Consider the following 21,928-nt stretch of genomic DNA (forward strand, 5'->3'; position numbering starts at 1 on the left):
TGTATGACAACTCAAATCATTCTTCCAATTGACCAAAATGAAGTTCGAGCTTTATCACAAAGCAAAAATGAACCTGAGTGGTTATCCAGTCTTCGTTTAGAAGCTTTAACATTAGCTGGCCAATTGGACTACCCAAAATTAGAAAAAACAAATTTAAACCGTTGGAACATTGATTCTTACGGAAAATATAAATCAACAGAATCAATCAAATCTTTAGCTGATTTACCTGAAAAATTTCAAACTTCTTTACAAGATCAAAAAGACAATTTGTTAGTACAACGCAATTCAAATGTTGTATTTCAAACCTTATCTGATGAGCTTGCTAACCAAGGGGTTATTTTTACAGACTTAGAAACAGCCGCTAAAGAACATCCAGAATTAGTACAGCAATATTTTATGCAAGCTGTGAAGAAGGATGAAAATCAATTAACAGCAATTCATGCTTCACTATGGTCTGGCGGGGTATTTTTATATGTCCCTAAAAATGTACAGGTTGAGATTCCTTTACAAGTATTATTTTTAAATGAAGATGATTCATCTATCTTCTCACCACATGTATTAATTGTTGCTGAAAGTAATAGTTCGGTTTCGTATGTGGATCATGTAACTTCTGAAGGAGTTGCTAACGAATTAGTTCATAATAGTGTTGTTGAGGTATATGTAAAACCAGGAGCAAAAGTTCAGTTTTCAACACTTCATAATTTAAATGATAAAATCACAGACCTAAGCTATCGTAGAGCAGTTGTAGAAAATGACGGTAGTATTGAGTGGATTATTGGAGAAATGAATGATGGAAATTGTATGTCTGATACAAGTTCCATTTTAAAAGGGAACGGCTCTACGTCCGATGCTAAAATTGTATGTATTGGTACCAATGATCAAAAACTAAACATCACTAAAAACGCTACTCATTTTGGGAAAAACTCAGACAGTGACATGATTACAAGAGCGGTTATGCATGATAATGCAACAGCGATTATTAATGGAGTAACTAAAATTGAACATGGTGCTAAAAATGCAAACGGAGAGCAGACAGAAAAAGTGCTCATGTTAAGCCCAACAGCACGTGGGGACGCAAATCCGATGTTGTTAATTGATGAGGATGAAGTCACTGCAGGTCATGCAGCGAGTGTGGGTCAAGTAGATAAAAATCAGATTTATTATTTGATGTCTCGTGGAATTTCAAAAGAAACAGCAGAAAGATTAATCATTTATGGATTCTTAGCACCTGTTGTTTCACAAATTCCAATTAAGCAAGTTGCAGATCAATTGCAAACATTAATCGAAGGAAAACTTGAGCGATGAACGCATTAGAGATCAAAAAATTGTTTCCGATATTAAATCAGGAAGTTAATGGTCATCCATTAGTCTACTTGGATAGTGCGGCAACTTCTCAAAAACCAATTTCTGTGATAGAAACTTTAAAGAAGTATTATGAATTCGATAATTCTAATGTACATCGTGGTGTTCATACACTGGGTACAAGAGCTACAGATGCTTATGAAGGGGCGAGGGAAAAACTTGCCCGATTCATTCATGCAAAGTTTACACAAGAAATTATTTTCACAAGAGGAACAACAACAGCCATTAATCTTGTGGCTGGAAGTTATGCTAGACAGGTTTGTAAACCTGGGGATGAAATTGTAATTACGCCAATGGAACATCACAGTAATTTAATTCCCTGGCAGCAAGCAGCGAAAGTAACCGGGGCTACTTTAAAATATATTCCCCTGCAATTGGATGGTTCCATTCGTTTAGAGGATGCAGAGGAAGTCATAACTGAGAATACAAAAGTTGTAGCTATGACTTATGTATCCAATGTACTAGGTGTGGTAAATCCGATTAAAGAAATTGCAGAAATTGCTCATCGAAAAGGTGCAGTCATAGCCATTGATGGAGCCCAAAGCACCCCACATAAAAAAGTAGATGTCCAAGACTTGGATTGTGACTTTTATGCTTTATCTGCTCACAAGATGTGTGGACCAACCGGAATTGGGGCACTCTATGGGAAAAAAGAATTATTGGAAAATATGGACCCCATTGAATTTGGTGGAGAAATGATTGATTTTGTTGATTTGTATGAATCAACTTGGAAGGAACTACCTTGGAAATTTGAAGGGGGTACTCCAATCATAGCTGGTGCAGTAGGATTAGGTGCTGCGATTGATTTCTTACAAGACATTGGTTTAGATGAAATTGAAGCACATGAAAAGAAAATTGCAGCATATGCTTTGGAAAAAATGAAGGAAATCGAAGATATTCGAATCTATGGACCGTTGGAGAATCGAGCAGGTTTAATTACTTTTAACTTGGGAGATGTTCATCCACATGATGTTGCAACTGTGTTGGATTCTGAAGGAGTTGCGGTAAGAGCTGGACATCATTGCTGTCAGCCACTCATGAGATGGTTAAATGTTTCTGCAACAGCTAGAGCAAGTTTTTATCTGTATAATACGGAAGAAGATGCGGATCGACTGATTGATGCTTTAGTAAAAACAAAGGAGTATTTTGGTCATGAAATTGGATGATTTATATAGAAGAGTGATCATGGACCATTATAAGACACCGAGAAATCGTGGTGAACTAGAAGAAGGTGCGGTAACCGTTCATTTAAACAATCCAACTTGTGGAGATCGTATATCTTTACAAATGGAAATTGCAGATGGAATTGTTAATGACGCTAAATTTTCTGGAGAAGGTTGCTCCATTAGCCTTGCCTCTGCTTCCATGATGACAGCCGCGATTAAAGGGAAAAAGTTAGACGAAGCTTTAAAAATGGCAGATGATTTTTCTGATTTAATGAAAGGTGAAACACCTGAATTTGAATATGAAGACATTGAAGCTTTATCAGGGGTGAATAAATTCCCTGCACGTATTAAGTGTGCTACACTTGCTTGGAATGCGATGAGAAAAGGCATTGAAGAAGGAAATAAATAAGATTATACCCAAAAAGTGAAGGAGAGATTAGAAGCTTATTCCTATTACTTTTTCGGGGCCCGGATTATATAAAAAAATACTAGATGTAAGTTAGGTTTAGAATTTAAGTTTAAAAATTTTTAAGGAGGTAAATGTTATGGCTAAAAAAATGCCGGAAATGGAAGAATATCAATATGGATTTAGAGATGAACATAAAGCTATATTCCAAACAGGTAAAGGATTAACAGCAGAAATTGTTACAGAAATTTCTCGCCAAAAAAATGAACCTCAGTGGATGTTAGATTTTCGCTTAAAGTCATTAGCTCAGTTTCAAAAAATGCCTATGCCTGACTGGGGCGGAGATATGGATGATTTGAATTTTGATGACATCCAATATTATGTAAAACCATCTGAGAAACAAGGGAAAACTTGGGAAGAAGTTCCATCTGAAATTAAAGAAACATTTGATAAATTAGGTATTCCAGAAGCAGAGCAAAAATTCTTAGCAGGGGTTTCAGCACAGTATGAATCTGAAGTAGTTTATCACAGCATGCAAAAAGAATTGGAAGATCAGGGTGTCATTTTTATGGATACCGATACAGCATTACGTGAACATCCAGAAATTTTAAAAGAACACTTTGCAACAGTGATACCACCTGCGGATAACAAATTTGCTGCTTTGAATAGTGCAGTTTGGTCTGGAGGAAGTTTCATTTATGTTCCAAAAGGAGTGAAATGTGAAGTACCTTTACAGGCTTACTTCCGTATTAACTCAGAAAACATGGGACAATTTGAGCGTACTTTAATTATTGCCGATGAGGGTAGTTTCGTTCATTACGTGGAGGGTTGTACAGCTCCTGTGTATAGCACAAACTCACTTCATAGTGCAGTAGTTGAGATCATCTGTAAAAAAGATTCTCGTGTACGTTATACTACAATTCAAAACTGGGCGCCAAACATTTTTAACCTAGTTACAAAACGTGCGGTTGCCGAAGAAAATGCAACGATGGAATGGGTAGATGGAAACATCGGTTCTAAATTAACGATGAAATACCCAGCGGTTGTATTAAAAGGTGAAGGTGCAAAAGGGAATGTATTATCCATTGCCGTTGCAGGAAAAGGACAGCATCAGGATGCAGGTGCAAAAATGACTCACCTTGCACCAAACACAACTTCAACGATTGTTTCTAAATCCATCAGTAAACATGGTGGTAAAGTAACTTATCGTGGATTAACTTCATTTGGAAGAAATTCAGAAGGCTCCAAGGCTAATATACAATGTGATACCCTCATATTGGATAATGAGTCTACATCAGATACAATTCCTTATAATGAAGTCAAAAATGATAATATTACTTTAGAACATGAAGCAACTGTATCTAAAGTTTCTGAGGATCAATTGTTCTACTTAATGAGTAGAGGATTAACTGAATCTGAAGCAACACAAATGATCGTAATGGGATTCATCGAACCATTTACAAAGGAACTTCCAATGGAATATGCAGTTGAAATGAATCGATTGATTAAATTTGAGATGGAAGGTAGTATTGGTTAACCTTTTATTATAAATAAAAAATACGTATCCTCTGAGACTGTCACGATTAGTGCCATTATCTCCTGGGTACGTATTTTTTTATGGAATTAACATATAAGTAAAAAAGGATATTCAAAGTTAAATATCCTTTTTCCTGTACATCTATATAAACTATTTCGTCTCAATCATTGCATCCAAATACGCACCGCCGCTACTTGTTTTGGTATTTGTTAATACAACAGTTTCACCAGCTTGAGGTGAGATTTCAATGTAACCTAAACTATCATCTGCATTGCTTCCATCTGAGTCAAAAACCTCTAACCTTACAACCGAACCAGGTTCTCTGGCGATATAAATCGAATTGGATTCATTACTGAAATCTATGTTTGCGGCATTGTCATCGGAACCCCAAGTTGGATAATATATTGTCCCGTCAGCTTTGGCATTATTTTTCTTCCATACTCTTTCTCCTATATATTTTTTACCATCTATCCATATATCAACATATAGATCATTTTCATTATTACTATCATTTGCTTTTACAGGTTGAACCCAATTAAGTGTAATTTTATGTGTCCAGTAAGAATTATAAATATATTCATAGGAGAAATCATTTCCTAAATTATTAAAATAAGCATCAAATAGATAAGCAGGATCACTTGCAAAAACACCATATCCCACAGAACCATTCTCTTTATGGTCTTGATCTCCCCATTGCCAAGGTGTATTAGCGTTCCCATCTCCTACACTTGAGCCGAAAGAACCGAAAGTTTGAAAAGGAGTATCATTAAAACTTGTTTTATGTTCCCATAATTCATCTAAAGATAAAAAATCATATCCATACACATGTTCATAAGCAGGGGACACCTCTGTAGGGATTTCGGCTTGTCCAGTATATTCATAAATAATAGCATCATTGCCTACATTTACATCACCTGTATAAGCTTGAATATCATGTCCATGTGGATTTGTATTTAAGGTATATTGTCCATTTGAAGAAATGAAAATCTCAGGGTGACTTCCTTCATAAAGTTGAACTGTACCATCAATAGTTTCAAAACCCTCTGTTATCGAACTATTTGTATATTGATAAAAATCACTGTGTCTAACTGTGTTCATCCCTAAAAACTCACCGTATTCACCATTTTTTTTGATACCCAGCATGATTCCTTCTAAATCATTTTCATGAGCTTCGTTTCCAAAGATACCCCAATCTGGACCGTCATCACGTGGATGGTAAAAAGAATATCCAAGAAAATAATGTGTTTCTGTTTCAGAAACTGAAGTGTACACATAGGCTTCAAGTGGTTCATTATCTACCGTTTCCCATTGGTTGGTGGAAATCCAATCTCCATCTAAATCAAATCGAGTAATAAAATCTGCTTTTACATCATAATTGGGATTAACATCATGGTATACTCTTGGTGACCAATGTTCTAACAACTGTTGATAAGATATTCCTTCGGCACTTGTTATATCATTGGGGAAAGCGCTTACTTTTTGTGGAACAAGAAGCAGACAGATCAACATAAATATAAAGATGTTTCTTTTCAAATATCATCGCACCCTTCGATAAAATTATTTTACATTACTATTATATCATTCCTATTAAAAATAAATAATAGAATATAAGAATTTTTATTTCTGATTAAAGAGCTATAAAGTTGTACTAATGTTAGGAAAATCATTAGCAAATTATAAGAATGAAAGAGCCGAAAGGTGAAGATGATACCACCTTTTCGACTCCTATGACATACAGATTACATGTTATTATTCAAACCTAGCTGTAAAGTGATTCGATCCTCCAATTAAATAAAATGTTTCATCAATTTCTGCTAAACCAAATTTTTTCATAGAGATAGGCATATTATATTCTAAATTCATACTGACTAATTTATATTCTTCTGCGGTAGAAATGTCACCCTCATCGTTAACACCACCAAACGAATATAATTTATTATCTAATGATATAGCGCTATGATGATACTTAGGTATAAAATTGGGGTTAAAAATTTGCCATGTGTCTGTCTGTGGATTATATTCGTTATAAATATAATTAAATGAGTTAGTAATCGGTGCGCCTCCAATGATATAAATTTTCCCGTTCATTTCAACTGCTTGAAGGTGTCTTTTAGCTGCAGGCATGTTGGCTTTTGTAGTCCATGTATCCGTCTTTGGATCATATTCTTCAACTATGCGTGAAGGATCTCCATTCGTGCCCCCAATTACATAAATTTTTCCATTCACAACTGCAATACCAAACCCACTTCTAGCCGTTGGCATGTTCGTTTTGGTACTCCAAGTATTGGTCCTAGGGTCATATTCTTCAACTGTATTTAAAAATAGATTGCCTGTTTTTCCTCCGATAGCATAAATTTTTCCGTCCACTGCTGCTACTCCAAGATCGCTCCTAGCTGTAGGCATATTTGCTCTGGATACCCAAGTATTGGTTTCAGGATGATACACTTCATGTGCATTAAGATCTTCCTCATTGTGGTATCCACCCATAGCATAGATTTTTCCCTCCAATGCAGTAACACCTAATTGATTTCTTTCTGTAGGCATCGGTGTCTTAGATATCCAAGTAAACGAAGGAATACCTACAGCATCAAAGGCTGCTGTCACAGTAGACACTTCTCCACTATCCTCACCATATAAATCTTTTGCTGATTGAATCACTGATGTTCGTAAATGTTGGAATGTAGATCCCATACTTAAATATTGAGTTAACGTTCTGTAGAAAATCTCACCTAATTTTTCTTTCCCAATGCCGTTAATATTAATGTCAGAATAATAACCTCCTTCACTAATCAAATAGGCTGCCTTGTTACTAATTCCAGCATTGTAATGTACTCCTGTATCTTCATGATATTTGGAATAATGATCTATAATTGGATCTCTCATATTTCGTATTCCATAAGGGGGGAAAACGTCTTCACCAATGAACCAATCTGGATTTTGGTTTTCATGAAATTCAATTAATGTTGCAAATATGTCTGATATGGATTCATTGATAGCACCTGCGTGATTAGTAGGAAATAAACCAGCTGTCATTCCTATTAATCCATGAGTATATTCATGAGCAACGATATCTAATCCAGAAGATAAGGGTATACCGTTTTCACTATAATCACCAAAGAAAATTGCATTCCCTCCAGTTGACCGAGCACCATTATATCCATCATGAACAATAACTCTCATGAGAGCACCTTTGTTATCTATACTGTCTCGAGCGAAAACTTGTTTATAGTAGTCGTATACTACTCCTGTAAAAAAATGCGCATCCACTGCTGCAGCATCATATTTAGAATCATATATATTATCATGATCTTGCCATAGAACAAAGAGTGGATCTCTAGTCGTTAATCCATCGTAAGTGATAATCCCATTTCCTCTTGAGTTATCTTGTAAATAGTATTTGGAGTCTGAAGATAACACCGTATTTAATGTTCTTGTATGTCCAAGTCCTCCTATCCCTATCCCAACGGTGTTTTCCCCTTTAACGGAATGGATTTGATTAAATTGCGAGAGAATATCCCCAGTGAGAGTATCAACAAAATAAATCCAATTACCTAGCTCAGGATAATAAAAGTTGAAGTGGATCATATAGACATAATTGGCTTTATTTTCCTTTGAGTAAATGACCAATTCTGCTTTAGGTTCTTTTTCATATATGGGCTTATTATTTAAACTATCCCACAAATGATTCTCTGCAATGTTCTTAGCTTCTTGCTGTTTTTTTATATTGTTTTGTTTTAATTTTAATTTTTTTTCTAAATCTGGGATTATTGTTCCTGAAATATTATTTAATACTCCGTTTTTATCGACATGTGCAGTAATTCTTGCACCAAAAACAGGGATATTGTCATACACTTGCTGTAAACGAAAGAACGAATAGCCTAATGAATCTACGAATTGTTCAACTATGATAAATGATTCTTTGGATGAATCTTTAAATTTGAGTAGGTCCTTTTTTGAATCTAAATATTGGAATAGAATGTCTTCATGATTTTTTGATGATGGGAGCGTTAATTGACCAGAAATAAATAAAGGTTCTTCTGCTTTTTCACTTATGAAAATCGTTTCTGAAACAGTAGGTTCTAAATTTGGATACTGAAATGGTTGATGAATGACGAACAATAGAAAAAAGCATAAAAAAAGCAGCGATAATCCTTTCATAGATGATTTCTCCTCTCAATTTTGTTGTCCGATGATTATTCGCTTTTCTTCTTCGAAAGTATTGGTGATTTTTCCACTTCATTTTGGAGATTAAGGATGATAAGTAAGATGGATTGAACCTCTACTCATATGGATGGTTCCATTTAATACAGTAGAATCAAATTGGATGATATCTATAGGAATACTCGTTTTCAATAACCACGTATTGGTAATTGGATCATATTCTTCTATGATTTTTGAGATGTAGCCTTTATTGTCGAATCCCCCAATGGCAAGTATTTTTCCATTTAATGATTCAGCCCTAAGATGATGTCTCTCTGTAGACATACTGGTTTTCGTAATCCAAGAATTAGTGAGTGGATCGTATTCCTCAACTGTATTCAAAACATTCCCATTATATCCACCCATTGCAACTATTTTTCCATCTACTACAGCGGTCCCAAAAAGAGTTCTATCCGTAGGCATATTAGCCTTTGTAGTCCAAGTATTGGTGAGCGGATCATATTCTTCAACCTGATTTGAATAGCCTTCTTTGATAGTTCCTCCGATTGCATAAATTTTTCCATTCACAACAGATATACTTAACCCATTTCTAGCCGTAGCCATATTGGCTTTTGCGGTCCAAGTATCGGTAATTGGATCATATTCTTCAACCGTATTTAAAAAGCTTTCATTATATCCCCCAATCACATAAATTTTCTTATCCACTACAGCAACTCCATGGCCTCTTCTAGCGGTAGGCATACTTGCTTTTGTACTCCATGTATTGGTGAGAGGGTTATATGCTTCCACTGAATTTAAAGAGCTTCCGTTATATCCCCCAATCGCATAGATTTTCTCATTCACTGCAATAACAGCTGGATAGATCCTTTTTGTAGGCATGGGTTTTTTTGCCTCCCAGGTAAGTTGAGGATTAGAATTTGGATGGTAAGCAAGATGGGTTGAACCTTTAATCATATAAATGATATTATTTAATTCAACAGTATTGAATTCTGATACATTTATAGGAGCTTCACTGGATATGCTCCAAGAATCAGTGAGAGGGTCATATCTTTCTTGGGTATTTTCAATTCCACATTTATTACCAGTGACATAGATATTACCATCTAAGGTTGAAGCACTTATAGAATGCTTTGCCTTATACATACTGGCTTTAGTATTCCATGTATTGGTAAGAGGGTCATATACTTCTACTATTTTTGATGAAGGTGAAGTGTTTGTAGCTCCTCCAAAAGTATAAATTTCCCCATCAAATGCAGCAATTCCAAGGGTTCTTCTGGCTATAGGCATATAGCTTTTTATCTCCCAAGAATCAGTAAGAGGGTCATATTCTTCAACATGATTTAAAGTAGATCCATTATATCCTCCAATGGCATATATCTTTCCATCTACTGCAACTACTCCTAGACTATCCCTAGCTGTTGGCATACTGGCTTTAGTACTCCAAGAATCAGTAACTGGATCATATGCTTCAACTGTATTTAAAAATGTTCCACTTTTCCCCCCAATGGCATAAATTTCCCCATCAACTACAGCAACTCCAAAATTCCCCCTAGCTGTTGGCATATTGGCTTTTTTAGTCCATGTATCCGTTTCTGGATTATATTCCTCTACTTCGGAAGTGCTTTGATATCTATCACTTGTAAATCCTCCTATTACATAAGTTCTTCCATTTACTGTGGCAAATCCAACTTGATCCTTTGGCGTTAACATAGGTGTTTTTAATTCCCAATGATCATTATCATTCACTTCTTCTTTCATACCTGTGGATATTATTGATGAATCACTGTTACATGGTGGAGTGATTAATTTTTCTGGAATGAATAGAGGGTTGTTATCAATTGTTGAATTACTCAATAACAATAAAAATGAACAAAACAAAATTGATACTCCCCGGATATATCGTGCCACGAATCATCTTCCTCTCATTAATTTGATGATTAGATCATTCAACCATAAATACTGGATTGTTATTTTCAAGCTGTTTAATAACATAAATTAATAAATTTGGTTTTGTTTTACATTATGGTGATGGGACTAGAAAAGTCCGCCCACTTTAACATTTGAGAGAAAATTAGTTCAAATTACGGGGTAAGAATATCATGATATTTGAAGAGACCGGTTAAGTTTAATTAAAAGTGTATATTTTTAAAATCCGTACTATTAAATTCAATAAGAAAAAGGATATTCAGAGTAGAATATCCTTTCTTCCGTAACTCTATATGTCATATGTCAAATTAACTATCTTGTCTCAATCGTAACATCTAAATATGCCCCGCCGTTGCTTGTTTTAACATTTTTCAATTCAACGGTTTCACCTGATTTTGGTGAGATTTGAATTTCACCCAGACTATCATCTGTACTGGTTCCATCTGAGTCAGCAACCTTTATTCTGATAACTGAACCAGGCTCTCTAGCGATATATATTGTATTTGATTCGCTGCTAAAATCAATGGAGCTTGCTGCATTATCATCTGAACCCCAAGAAGGGTAATATTTTGTTCCGTTAGACTTGGCATTGTTTTTCTTCCAAGCCCTTTCACCGATATATTTTTTACCATCTACCCACATATCAACATATAAATCATTCTCATTGTTATAATCCTCTGCTTTGATTGGTTGAACCCAATTTAGGGTGATTTTATGTGTCCAGTAAGAATTATTAATATACTCATGTGAATAATGTCCTAATTGATTAAAATGAGCATCAAACATGTACGCAGGGTCACTTACAAAAACCCCTGTACCAACTGTACCATTATCTTTATGATCTGTGTCAGCCCAGTTCCAAGGAGCATTTGCACCTCCATCCCCTACACTAGAGCCAAAACTACCGAAAGCTCGAAAGGGATTATTATAACTTGTTTTCAGCTCCCAGAACTCATCCAGAGACAACATATCATATCCATATACATGTTCGTATTTAGGGGCAACTAAGGATGGTATTTCTGCTTGTCCAGTATATTCATAAATGATAGCATCATTGCCTACTCCTACTTCACCTGTATAAGCTTGAATATCATGCCCATGAGGAGTTGTATTTAAAACATATTGACCATTTGAAGAGATGAATATTTCTGGATGACTACCCTTATAAAGGGAGACTGAACCATCTATCGTTTCATAACCATCACTTAACGAACCATTAGCATATTGATAAAAATCACTATGTCTGACTGTGTTCATGGCTACAAATTCACCAGTACCACCGTTCTTTTTAATACCCAACATGATTCCTTCTAAATCATTTTCATGGGCTTCATCTCCAAAAACACCCCAATCTGGACCGTCATCACGAGGGTGATAAAAATAATACCCTAGGAAATAATGTGTTTCAGTTTCAGAAACAGAAGTGTATACATAAGCTTCAAGTGGTTCATTATCTACCGTTTCCCATTGATTGGTGGAAATCCAATCTCCGTCTAAATCAAATCGAGTAATAAAATCTGCTCTTACATCATAATCAGGATTAACATCATGATAAACCCTTGGTGACCAATGTTCTAACAATTGTTGATATGATACTCCTTCTGCACTGATAGTATCATCAGAGAAAGCGCTTACTTTTTGAGGGATAAAAAGTAAACAAACAAGCATTAAACATAAAAACATATTCTTGTTCAATCGACATCTCACCTTTCTGATTAAGTTTAATTACTCTCATAGTATACCATTATGTTTAAACTAAATGGGACTTTTTTACTTAAATAAATAAACGAGGTTAACATCATAAAGAATAACTCGCAAAATAGACGTGATTTTTAAAAATAAAACACGCCTGAAATGATAACTTTGGATGCTTGATATTATTTAGGATTCTAGTGGTTTTGTAGGATTCCAAGGACCTAATTGATGTCCTTTCCACTCTGATCCATCTTCCCAAATTTCTTTTTTCCAGATGGGTACGATTTGTTTTAACCGTTCTATAGCGTAACGACTAGCTTCATAACAACTATCTCTATGTGGAGAGGATACAGCAATCACTACACTGATTTCACCTACTTCTACCTTACCTAAACGATGGGTAATGGCAGTTAGAACGCTATTCCATTTTTCGTTAATTTCATTGCCTATTTGCTCAAGTGTTTTAAGTGCCATCGGTATGTATGCTTCATATTCCAAGAGCACTGTTTTTTGCCCATGTGTGAATTCTCTTGTCGTTCCAATAAATGAAATGGAAGCACCATGGTTTGGGTGAATGACTTTGTTTGTAACTTCTTCTATGCTAATTCTATCGTATGTAATATGATAATGATTCATAAAAAATCTCCTTCTTGACAGACTTAAAAATAAGTATATATGATTTTCCATCCGATACTGGACAGGAGGATCACATCTTTTTGTTGCTTATTTAATATTATTTTACAATAGTACAATTTTATTTTAAATGTAAAGAAAAATCCATTAACATTTGAAATCTAATCACATTTTCAGTAATATTTCAAAAGTAATTTAAAGTTTGAATATAGAATAATACCATTAGATGGAAGTAAGACTGTGGTATAATAATTCAATAAAGTATTGAAGTATGATTTTATTTTGATAGGAGTTTAATAAATGAATATACATATTTATGAAGATAAAACAGAAGTACTTACCCTGTCTGTAGAACAAATGCAAAAAATGGCATCCAAACATTTTTCAATAGATGAAAGAGTACCTGGGATAGATGGAAAAGCTTTTGATTTAGTGACTTGGTATGAATCATGGACAAAAGAAGCAACAAAACCAACTCACTTAAAAGTTGAGGCCACAGATGAGTTTCTAGCTATTATTCCTTGGATTGAATTGGATTCAGCAGCTGTATTATATGAACAAGATGGAAAACCTTTAAAAAAAGGAAAACCTATACGATTATATGTTCCTGACGGTAGTAGTGATTGCCTTAATGTGAAGAATATAGTGAAAATGTTTTTTATACGAAACAAACAGTTAGGAGATGAATCATCATTTGGTTTTAAAAATAAACTAGATGTAAATGATCTAAAAAGTCAATATCTGAAAAACAAATCCTAGGTGCGTTTGTGGTAAAAGCTCATTGTATGTTGATTATCAAGAAATTATTGGTTTAAGGGGGATTATATGAATACTGAAGTTCAGAAATTATCTATTCTACACACGAATGATATTCATAGTTTATTTGAAAACATGCCCAAAATCGCAACTGTATTTCGAGAATTTGGAAATAAACTCCCTAAAGAACAATTATTAAAGATAGACTGTGGAGATCACATGGATCGTATGCGCATCGAAACAGAAGGAAGTTATGGTTTAGCCAATATAGAGGTTTTAAATCATACGGGGTATGAAGTTGTCACATTAGGTAATAATGAAGGTTTAACATTTGAACCTAATGTTTTGTCTGACTTGTATGAAAGACATGCTGACTTTCAAGTGTTGGGTAGTAACATATACGATATGAAGTCTGGAAAAATTCCAGCTTGGTTAAAACCATATTCAATCATAACAAAAGGAAAATTGAAAGTGGGGCTTATAGGTGTTACGATTGATTTTTCTCTTTTTTATGAGTTGTTAGGATTGGATGTTAAAGAACCTTTAAAAGTGATCCAAACTTTAGTAGAAGAGCTACGAACAAAAGTAGATATTATCGTTGTCGTTTCACATCTAGGTTTGCCTACGGATGAAAAAATGGCAAATGAGATTCAAGGGATTGATTGTGTGCTTGGAGCACATACACATCACTTACTTAAAGAACCAATTTTTATAGGTAATACTATGATTTGTGCCGCTGGTAAATTAGGTCAATATGTTGGAATGGTAGAGATAGAGTATGATTTAGAACGTGGTCATATAAAGAAAAGAACTGCAAGAGTTATTAATGTTTCTAATTATCCAAATGACAAAAAAATCCAAGAAACGATTGAAAAATATAAAAAGATCGGAATAAAAAAATTAAGTGAGCCAATCTCTGAAATAGAAAGAGAGTTAGAAATTAAGTGGGATAGAGAGTCCTCATTAGGAAACTTATTAGCTCAAGGTCTAAGATCATGGACAGGTGCTCAAATTGGGATTGTAAATTCGGGTCAAATATTGAAGGGTCTAAAAAATGGAGAAATTACCCGGGAAATATTACTCGAAATTTGTCCATCTCCAATTAACCCTTGTCGAATGTGGTTAGAAGGGAAGCAAATAAGAGAAGCGTGTGAACAGGCTCTTTTACTTGAGTTTCAACAAAAACCGATCCGTGGTTTTGGTTTTAGAGGAGAAGTGTTAGGTATCCTAAACTTTGATGGGATGAAGGTTGAATATTCTGATAAGAGAGTGATCAATATATGGGTAGGAGAAAATCGATTAGTAGATGAAGAAGAGTATTTAGTAGGAACAATAGATATGTTTACATTCGGTATCGGATATTATTCTTTAAAAACAGGAAGGGACATTAAGTTTTATTTACCGGAATTTTTAAGAGATATCTTAATGCAACAAATTCAAAATCCAGAAGAGATTACAAGAAGTAGAGACTTGAGATGGGTTGAAAAAAAATAAAAACAAAGAAATAATATAAAACAGCTTCACCGTATCATAAATGATAAAAAAACCACTTTTTTGATCAATGATTGATTTTAAAAAGTGGTTTTTTGTTTTATGTTTTTGCGTAATTCTTTGAAAAAACTTGCAATAAAGTGATAGGGTGTTTCAATCGCATAACGCTTTATTTTTTAGAATACATTAGTGGTACAAGGGTTCATAAATTATGTGTACCTTATCGCTTTCAATGGAGGAATTTATTATGACAGATATTTGGATTGCAGTTATACAAGGAATCGTAGAGGGTTTAACAGAGTTTTTACCTGTTTCATCTACAGGGCATCTTATTTTATCAGGTCATTTACTTGGATTTGTAGGGGATAAAGCAGAAACATTTGAAATTGTAATTCAATTAGGAGCAATATTAGCTGTAGCACTTATTTATTGGAGGCGTTTACTACGGTTAGTTGGATGGGAAGATCCAAATCATCAAAAACAATCCCAGAAATCATTAACATTGGTGCATATTTTTTTAGCGATTATACCTGCTATGTTATTCGGTTTCTTATTACATGGATTTATTAAAGACTATCTATTCACGCCGAGAACTGTATTGATAGGTTTAGTTGTCGGTGGTATGTTCATGATATTTGCAGAACGAAAACATACTATAGCAAAAACAAAAACGATGGATGATTTAACCTACCGTCAAGCCTTTCAAATTGGAATAGCACAATGTTTAGCATTATGGCCTGGTTTTTCTAGATCAGGTGCAACGATAGCAGGAGGTTTATTATCAGGAGCTAATCTAAGAACATCCGCAGATTTCTCTTTTTTAATTGCTGTACCTATGATGGTAGCCGCTAGTTCATATGATTTAATGAAAAATTTTAATCAATTAAGCACAGAGGATCTCACGTTTTTTGTAGTTGGATTTATCGTTTCTTTTATTGTTGCATTGTTAGCCGTTGTTTCCTTTTTAAAATTGTTAGAGAAAGTTAAACTATCTTCTTTTGCTTATTACAGGTTCATCTTAGCAGGTGTGTTCTGGTTGTATATGGTTGGAGTAGGATTAGATTGATATGGGGTATATCACAGTTATGTGATATAATTAGATTTAGTTTTATAAAAGATATTAAAGACATAATACATAAATTTTTAGTGAATTAGGTGCTCAAAGAATGATAATTACATCAAAAATAGATCAAACTGAAAGTAAATTAAAAATGAAGGAAGATCCTTGGGATCCAATTCATTCATTAAAAAAACATGGGAAACATGTTCTTACGAGTATAGAATTAACCATTTCCAATCTTTGTAATATGCGTTGTGAGCATTGTGCAGTAGGAGATTCATTATCATTTACGGAAGAGATGAAAGTACCATTAACCTTGATTTTGGAAAAATTAGATGAAGTAGAACATCTAAAGACAATTAGTATTACGGGGGGAGAACCTTTTTATCAGCTTGAAACTGTAAAAGAATACATTTTACCTATACTAAAATATGCAAGAGAACGAGGGGTTAAAACCCAAATTAATTCTAATCTTACATTAGATTATGCAAGGTATGAGTTGATTGCACCATACTTAGATGTGATGCACATTTCTTTTAACTATGAAAACGTGGAAGGTTTTTATGAAATCGGATTTGCTCGAGCTAATCGTCCCACTAGTATATTTGTAGCCGAAAAGTTGTATGAGCGAATGATCAATAACTCACTTGAGTTAAGTAAAGGTGGATTATTTATTTCAGCAGAATCGATGCTTAATGCTCGAACACATGAAAAAATAGTGACAATACATAAGCTTATAGATGAAATGGGCTGTAAACGTCATGAGGTTCATCCAATGTATCCAAGTTCTTTTGCACAAAATTTGCCTTTGTTATCCTTGAGTCAAATCAGGGATACTATACGAAGATTACTTGAAGGAAGAAATAAAAATATCTGGATGTTGTTTGGAACTTTACCATTTTATTTTTGCAGTGATGATATCCATGATCGCAAACTTTTAACAAGGTTACAAAATGAACGTAATGTTACTGTACGCAATGATCCTGATGGACGCAATCGTTTAAACATAGATTTATTTAACGGTAGTATGCATGTCACAGATTTTTCTGATTTATCAGCTGTTGGAAATATACAGAATCAAAAACTAGAGGAAGTATTTGAAAAATGGATAGAGCATCCGATCAATCAAACCCTAAATTGTTTTTGCTCCGAAGTGAACTGTTGTGGTCCAAATTTATTAATTAAAGATGCATATTACAAAAATATTGATTTCAAAAATAGAAAAGCAATTTTAAACGGATAAAAGAAGGTGCAGTTATGTCATTCAGAACAATACTAGTCATACTAATAGGTCTTGCATTTTTATATGCACTTTTTACGATTGGTTTCCCGTTTTTATTAGCAGTTTTGATTGCGATTTTTCTTGAACCATTGAATCAACTGCTAATGAAGTATGCTCGGTTTAATCGTTTAACATCAGCTATTACTACATCCACCTTATTTACATTATCACTATTAGGTGTAACTTATTTACTTGGAATGAAGGTATATTCCGAATTTATGCAGTTTATCAATAAAGTATCTAAGTTTTTTACAGATGAAAAGTTTTACGATAATCTCAGAAATTATTTTGAAATGGAAATTATAACTTTAATCCCTCCAGGTTTTGAAGATCAATATACGACTTGGATTAATAAAGGTATCGATGTTTTGACGACCACAGTACCAAAAGTAATTACACAAATTTCAACAATTGCTAGTAAGTTTCCAAATTTATTTTTTGACTTATTCATTGATTACATCGTGTTTTCGGTAGCTGTATATTTATTTAGCTTTAGTTTACCTATGATGAAAACCTCATTTCTATCCATCTTTGATGAAAAGTGGAGAAACAATGTGGATAATGTATTAATGAATTTACGAAATTCAATCTTTGGATTTATTCGTGCACAGGTTATATTAAGTAGTTTAACTTACATCGTTGCTTTAACTGGATTATTAATTTTAGGTGTGGACTATGCATTAGTGATTGCGTTATTAATTATATTTGTCGATTTATTACCGATCTTAGGTACAGGCTCCTTTATTATGCCATGGGCAGTTTATAATTTTATCATTGGTAATATTTTTGTCGGGGTTGGATTGGTTGTTTTATTCTTAGTAATAACAGTATTCCGACGTATTGTAGAACCTAAAATTTTAGGTAAATCTATTGGCATTGGTGCATTATCTGCTTTAATCAGTTTATATATTGGTTTTCAATTGATGGGGCTTGTAGGTTTGTTCCTCGGTCCATTAGTAGTCATTTTATATCAAGCGATGCGTGATGAGGGATTAATAAAAATTAATATTAAGTTTGATTAAAAAATAAAAATCCATAATTACAATGAATAGTTAAAGTTTAATGCAAACGTCTCTGATGAAAATCAGGGGCGTTTTTTTTCCAATCGGCGAGTTTCTTAATTTTTGTATATTTTTTGGGGGAATGCCCATACCTTTTATAGGCGAATATCATATGATGTATGGTAAACAAATGTGAAGGAGGAGTAAAGTTGTATACACAAACAAAAAGGTATTACCCATATATTAGTCCATTTGATCCATGTCCACCTATCAGAGTAAAAACTTATTCAACCCCCCCTGAATTATATGTAGGGTTTCAAAGGATGAATATGCCACAATACAATCCTAGTGAGGCTTTAAATCGTGGTACTTTGTGGCCTATTTTTTATAGTCCATATCCAGATATACCAAGTGGTGATATAAATAAGTATGGAGAGAATCAGAAGATAAATAATCAATCTCTGAATGAAGGGAGAGAGAGTAGTTGAAAGAAAATGAAAACTTAAAAATGGATGATAATTATTATAAATGCTTGAGGCGTTTACAAGAGATTGACTTTGTTTTATTGGATCTCTCAATATATTTAGATACACATCCGTTTGATCAGCAGGCTGTTGCACAGCTAAACCAATATTCTCAAGAAAGACAAATACTTTATAAAGAATACGAAAAATGCTACGGTCCACTCTATGGATTTGGACGTAGTTTTTCAAAATATCCTTGGGAATGGCCAAAAACTCCTTGGCCTTGGCAAGTTTAGAGAAATGTTTATTTTATATTTGAATTATAGGTAAATTTAGGAGGATATATTATGTGGGTTTATGAAAAAAAATTGCAATATCCAGTACGTGTAAGTAAGTGTGATCCAAGAATGGCAAAATACTTATTTGAGGCTTATGGCGGGGCTGATGGTGAATTGGCTGCAGCTTTACGTTATTTGAACCAGAGATACTCCATTCCTGAAAAAGTAATTGGATTATTGACAGATATTGGTACTGAAGAGTTTGCACACCTAGAGATGATTGCAACCATGATTTATAAGTTGACAAAAGATTGTACGCCACAGCAGTTAGAGGCTGCGGGATTAGGTTCTCATTATGTAGCACATGATAGTGCACTATTTTATAAAGATGCTTCAGGTAACCCTTTTACAGCATCATACATCCAAGCGAAAGGAGATCCCATTGCAGATTTATATGAAGATATCGCTGCTGAAGAAAAAGCAAGAGCCACTTATCAATGGTTAATAGATTTAACAGATGATGTGGATTTACAAGACAGCTTAAAATTTTTAAGAGAAAGAGAAGTCATTCATTCACAGCGTTTTCGTGAAGCTGTAGAAATTTTGAAATTTGAAAGTGATAGGAAGCAAATATTTTGAAAACGTATAATAATCCCCACTGGCTTTATTGAGCTGGTAGGGAGTTTTTTTAATTATTTTTCACATTTTTCATACAATAATCGTTATGATATAAGTATAAAAAACAATCAAGTGCAATACACAATTCACTATAGTGTAAGATTATATTCTAACAAGAAAAGGGGTAATTAAATTGATAAACAAAGATCAGATCGTAGCTACATTTTCAATTGTTGGTTTTGATCCAAAAACAAAGGAACTAGGCATTGCTGTGCAATCAAAGTTTCTGGGTGTGGGAGCGGTGGTTCCATGGGCAAAAGCAGGTGTGGGGGCAGTAGCAACACAATCCTTTGCAAATACATCTTATGGACCTAAAGGTTTGGAGTTGATGGCTAATGGTAAAAGTGCACAAGAAACGATGGATATATTGGTAGAAGAGGATGATGAAAAACAGTCCAGGCAAGTAGGAATTGTAGATGCGAATGGGAATTCAGCTACTTTTACAGGAAGTGATTGTTATGACTGGGCGGGAGGGATCGCTGGTCCAAATTTTGCAGCACAAGGAAATATCCTTGTAAGTGCAAAAACGGTTGAATCGATGGCTGGAACTTTTAATAACTGTGAAGGTGAACTTTCTGAACGACTGTTATCTGCATTAGATGCAGGACAAAATGCTGGAGGGGATAGTCGAGGAAAACAGTCGGCTGCATTGTTAATTGTGAAGGAACAAGGTGGTTATGGAGGGTTTAATGACAGGTATATTGATTTACGTGTAGATGATCATCCAGAGCCTATAAAAGAATTAATCCGCTTACACAAGTTACAACAATTATATTTTTCCAAAACAAAAGCTAACCATATTCTAGGAATAAAAGGGGAGATAAAAGAACAATTAATTTCTATATTATCCCAACTAGGTTATCTATCTACAAAAGAAGTGAGCGATGAACAGTTAAATCGTGCTTTTAAAACTTTTATACATACCGAAAATTTTGAGGAAAGGGATTTAGGAGCTGGAAAAATAGATAAGGAAGTTTTGGAGTTTATGAAAAGTTTAATAAAGATAAATAGACATTAAACTTGTTTATATAATAAATTTGTACAAAAATTACATTATTAAACAATTATCGATAAAATAATACACATTCATCATTCATTGAAAATTATACCAATTTAAAAGAAGCCAGTAGACCTATTTAGGATCTATTGGCTTCGTTAGCGTTAAAATTAAATCTCAAGTTTATGTTTCAGTTGTATAACTTACTTATTATTAATTGTTGACATTAGCATCAACAGCCCAATCTTCTCCACTTACATCTGATACAGCTTCAACTACGATATCAAAGTATTTGTGAAGATCGTCTATACCGAATCCCTCTCCTGCTTCATCGCCCATTTCATCTCCAAAATTAATTTCTGGGAATGTAAACATAACATCAAACTTTGCATTATCATCTGGGTCAAGAGTAAATTCTAATGATTGGCCATCTTCAATTTCTTCCCAATCAGCTGTACCGTTTTCTCTAACTTTTACTGTTCCAGGATGAAGATCAAGAGTTGGTCCATCTTCTGAAGGTGCAAACTTTATTACTCCTGTAATAGAATGGTCAGCATTATTTTGAACTTTAAATAGTTTATCCCACTCATATGTAGAACCAGGTTGCATACCAAATTCTCCATCATCGTGTCCTTTATCGAAGTTAAATAATAGAGATTCAATATCTGAGGAATTTTGACCATTATTTACATCTTGTTGAACATAGTCTACTGCTGCATGTTTGCTGTTACCTGTTACTGCTAATAACGCTTGATCCGTAGCCGTGATTGTAGCTTGTGATTCAATTGGCAAGCTTGCACTTGTATAGGCCATTGCTGCCATAATACTTGATACTACTAATAATGAAGCGACTACTAATAAAACTTTTTTCATTTCTTTGTCCTCCTAGGAATTAAATATATTTTAAATTTCGTTGAGCCTCTTGCTCATATTCACAGTATAGTCTCTCATGAATTTTATAACCTCCCTCAATAGGCTAATTTAGAAGTATCAATTGGATAAGAATTTCTTCTACTTTTGTCTACCTCACATTTC

General features: G+C 34.1%; 18 protein-coding genes and 1 pseudogene. 13 read left to right on the forward strand and 6 right to left on the reverse strand.

Annotated elements, in window-relative coordinates:
- The first annotated feature begins 3 nt into the window (after positions 1-3).
- The 4 genes from sufD to sufB all read left to right on the forward strand — a co-directional run bounded on the left by sufD (position 4) and on the right by sufB (position 4,471).
- Positions 4-1,305 (forward strand): Fe-S cluster assembly protein SufD, encoded by a 1,302-nt coding sequence (gene sufD, locus EPK97_RS14205; RefSeq protein WP_162037272.1) that lies wholly within the window; start codon positions 4-6, stop codon positions 1,303-1,305.
- On the forward strand, positions 1,302-2,528 hold the full coding sequence (locus EPK97_RS14210) for a cysteine desulfurase (protein ID WP_162037273.1): 1,227 nt from the start codon (positions 1,302-1,304) through the stop codon (positions 2,526-2,528). Before sufD ends, EPK97_RS14210 begins: the two co-directional genes overlap by 4 nt.
- Complete coding sequence (gene sufU, locus EPK97_RS14215) at positions 2,515-2,937, forward strand: Fe-S cluster assembly sulfur transfer protein SufU (RefSeq protein ID WP_162037274.1); 423 nt, start codon at positions 2,515-2,517, stop codon at positions 2,935-2,937. Before EPK97_RS14210 ends, sufU begins: the two co-directional genes overlap by 14 nt.
- A 136-nt stretch (positions 2,938-3,073) precedes the next feature.
- Entirely contained in the window at positions 3,074-4,471 is a 1,398-nt protein-coding gene (gene sufB / locus EPK97_RS14220; protein ID WP_162037275.1) for a Fe-S cluster assembly protein SufB, read from the forward strand.
- Between the two features lie 150 nt (positions 4,472-4,621).
- Here sufB and EPK97_RS14225 read toward each other — a convergent pair whose 3' ends face one another.
- The 5 genes and pseudogenes from EPK97_RS14225 to EPK97_RS14245 form a co-directional block, all read right to left on the reverse strand.
- Entirely contained in the window at positions 4,622-6,004 is a 1,383-nt protein-coding gene (locus tag EPK97_RS14225) for a C2 domain-containing protein (RefSeq protein ID WP_162037276.1), read from the reverse strand.
- 216 nt (positions 6,005-6,220) lie between these two features.
- Positions 6,221-8,629: a M4 family metallopeptidase gene (locus EPK97_RS14230; protein ID WP_162037277.1), complete on the reverse strand. Its 2,409-nt coding sequence runs from the start codon at positions 8,627-8,629 to the stop codon at positions 6,221-6,223.
- Positions 8,630-8,719: 90 nt separating this feature from the next.
- Complete coding sequence (locus tag EPK97_RS14235; protein WP_162037278.1) at positions 8,720-10,510, reverse strand: Kelch repeat-containing protein; 1,791 nt, start codon at positions 10,508-10,510, stop codon at positions 8,720-8,722.
- Positions 10,511-10,870: 360 nt separating this feature from the next.
- The gene (locus EPK97_RS14240; RefSeq protein WP_162037279.1) at positions 10,871-12,253 is read right to left on the reverse strand and encodes a hypothetical protein; all 1,383 of its coding nucleotides are present in this window, start codon (positions 12,251-12,253) and stop codon (positions 10,871-10,873) included.
- Between the two features lie 186 nt (positions 12,254-12,439).
- Positions 12,440-12,880: pseudogene (locus tag EPK97_RS14245) on the reverse strand (molybdenum cofactor biosynthesis protein MoaE); the annotation flags it as partial.
- 306 nt (positions 12,881-13,186) lie between these two features.
- Here EPK97_RS14245 and EPK97_RS14250 point away from each other — a divergent pair.
- The 9 genes from EPK97_RS14250 (at position 13,187) to EPK97_RS14290 (ending at position 20,914) form a co-directional block, all read left to right on the forward strand.
- Positions 13,187-13,645: a hypothetical protein gene (locus EPK97_RS14250; RefSeq protein ID WP_162037281.1), complete on the forward strand. Its 459-nt coding sequence runs from the start codon at positions 13,187-13,189 to the stop codon at positions 13,643-13,645.
- A 66-nt stretch (positions 13,646-13,711) separates the two neighbouring features.
- Positions 13,712-15,136 carry a bifunctional metallophosphatase/5'-nucleotidase gene (locus EPK97_RS14255; RefSeq protein ID WP_162037282.1) on the forward strand — a complete coding sequence of 475 codons (1,425 nt, stop codon included), beginning with the start codon at positions 13,712-13,714 and terminating at the stop codon, positions 15,134-15,136.
- 244 nt (positions 15,137-15,380) lie between these two features.
- The gene (gene bacA, locus EPK97_RS14260; protein ID WP_162037283.1) at positions 15,381-16,199 is read left to right on the forward strand and encodes an undecaprenyl-diphosphate phosphatase; all 819 of its coding nucleotides are present in this window, start codon (positions 15,381-15,383) and stop codon (positions 16,197-16,199) included.
- Positions 16,200-16,299: 100 nt separating this feature from the next.
- Positions 16,300-17,436: a radical SAM/CxCxxxxC motif protein YfkAB gene (gene yfkAB, locus EPK97_RS14265; RefSeq protein ID WP_162037284.1), complete on the forward strand. Its 1,137-nt coding sequence runs from the start codon at positions 16,300-16,302 to the stop codon at positions 17,434-17,436.
- A 14-nt stretch (positions 17,437-17,450) separates the two neighbouring features.
- A complete protein-coding gene (ytvI, locus tag EPK97_RS14270) occupies positions 17,451-18,497 on the forward strand; it encodes a sporulation integral membrane protein YtvI (protein ID WP_162037285.1) in 1,047 nt (348 codons plus the stop codon).
- Positions 18,498-18,655: 158 nt separating this feature from the next.
- Positions 18,656-18,964 (forward strand): spore coat associated protein CotJA, encoded by a 309-nt coding sequence (locus tag EPK97_RS14275; RefSeq protein ID WP_420826795.1) that lies wholly within the window; start codon positions 18,656-18,658, stop codon positions 18,962-18,964.
- Positions 18,961-19,236, forward strand: coding sequence for a spore coat protein CotJB (locus tag EPK97_RS14280; RefSeq protein WP_338075712.1), 276 nt, complete (start codon positions 18,961-18,963; stop codon positions 19,234-19,236). The genes EPK97_RS14275 and EPK97_RS14280 overlap by 4 nt, the downstream gene beginning before the upstream one ends.
- A 51-nt stretch (positions 19,237-19,287) precedes the next feature.
- Positions 19,288-19,857 carry a manganese catalase family protein gene (locus tag EPK97_RS14285; RefSeq protein WP_162037287.1) on the forward strand — a complete coding sequence of 190 codons (570 nt, stop codon included), beginning with the start codon at positions 19,288-19,290 and terminating at the stop codon, positions 19,855-19,857.
- A 166-nt stretch (positions 19,858-20,023) separates the two neighbouring features.
- Positions 20,024-20,914, forward strand: a complete 891-nt coding sequence (locus EPK97_RS14290) for a DUF1028 domain-containing protein (protein ID WP_162037313.1) — start codon at positions 20,024-20,026, stop codon at positions 20,912-20,914.
- 192 nt (positions 20,915-21,106) lie between these two features.
- Here the strand turns inward: EPK97_RS14290 and EPK97_RS14295 are convergent, their stop codons facing one another.
- Entirely contained in the window at positions 21,107-21,766 is a 660-nt protein-coding gene (locus EPK97_RS14295) for a hypothetical protein (protein WP_162037288.1), read from the reverse strand.
- Between the last annotated feature and the right edge of the window lie 162 nt (positions 21,767-21,928).

The organism is Chengkuizengella sediminis (assembly GCF_010078385.1).
Lineage (GTDB): Bacteria > Bacillota > Bacilli > Paenibacillales > KCTC-33759 > Chengkuizengella > Chengkuizengella sediminis.

Bases quoted from the DNA above. Each gene is read 5' to 3' on its own strand.
- ytvI (WP_162037285.1), top strand. From the start codon at position 17,451: ATGTCATTCAGAACAATACTAGTCATACTAATAGGTCTTGCATTTTTA.
- EPK97_RS14210 (WP_162037273.1), top strand. From the start codon at position 1,302: ATGAACGCATTAGAGATCAAAAAATTGTTTCCGATATTAAATCAGGAA.
- EPK97_RS14255 (WP_162037282.1), top strand. From the start codon at position 13,712: ATGAATACTGAAGTTCAGAAATTATCTATTCTACACACGAATGATATT.
- EPK97_RS14285 (WP_162037287.1), top strand. From the start codon at position 19,288: ATGTGGGTTTATGAAAAAAAATTGCAATATCCAGTACGTGTAAGTAAG.
- sufU (WP_162037274.1), top strand. From the start codon at position 2,515: ATGAAATTGGATGATTTATATAGAAGAGTGATCATGGACCATTATAAG.
- yfkAB (WP_162037284.1), top strand. From the start codon at position 16,300: ATGATAATTACATCAAAAATAGATCAAACTGAAAGTAAATTAAAAATG.
- sufD (WP_162037272.1), top strand. From the start codon at position 4: ATGACAACTCAAATCATTCTTCCAATTGACCAAAATGAAGTTCGAGCT.
- EPK97_RS14230 (WP_162037277.1), bottom strand. From the start codon at position 8,629: ATGAAAGGATTATCGCTGCTTTTTTTATGCTTTTTTCTATTGTTCGTC.
- EPK97_RS14295 (WP_162037288.1), bottom strand. From the start codon at position 21,766: ATGAAAAAAGTTTTATTAGTAGTCGCTTCATTATTAGTAGTATCAAGT.
- EPK97_RS14275 (WP_420826795.1), top strand. From the start codon at position 18,656: ATGGTAAACAAATGTGAAGGAGGAGTAAAGTTGTATACACAAACAAAA.
- sufB (WP_162037275.1), top strand. From the start codon at position 3,074: ATGGCTAAAAAAATGCCGGAAATGGAAGAATATCAATATGGATTTAGA.
- EPK97_RS14250 (WP_162037281.1), top strand. From the start codon at position 13,187: ATGAATATACATATTTATGAAGATAAAACAGAAGTACTTACCCTGTCT.
- bacA (WP_162037283.1), top strand. From the start codon at position 15,381: ATGACAGATATTTGGATTGCAGTTATACAAGGAATCGTAGAGGGTTTA.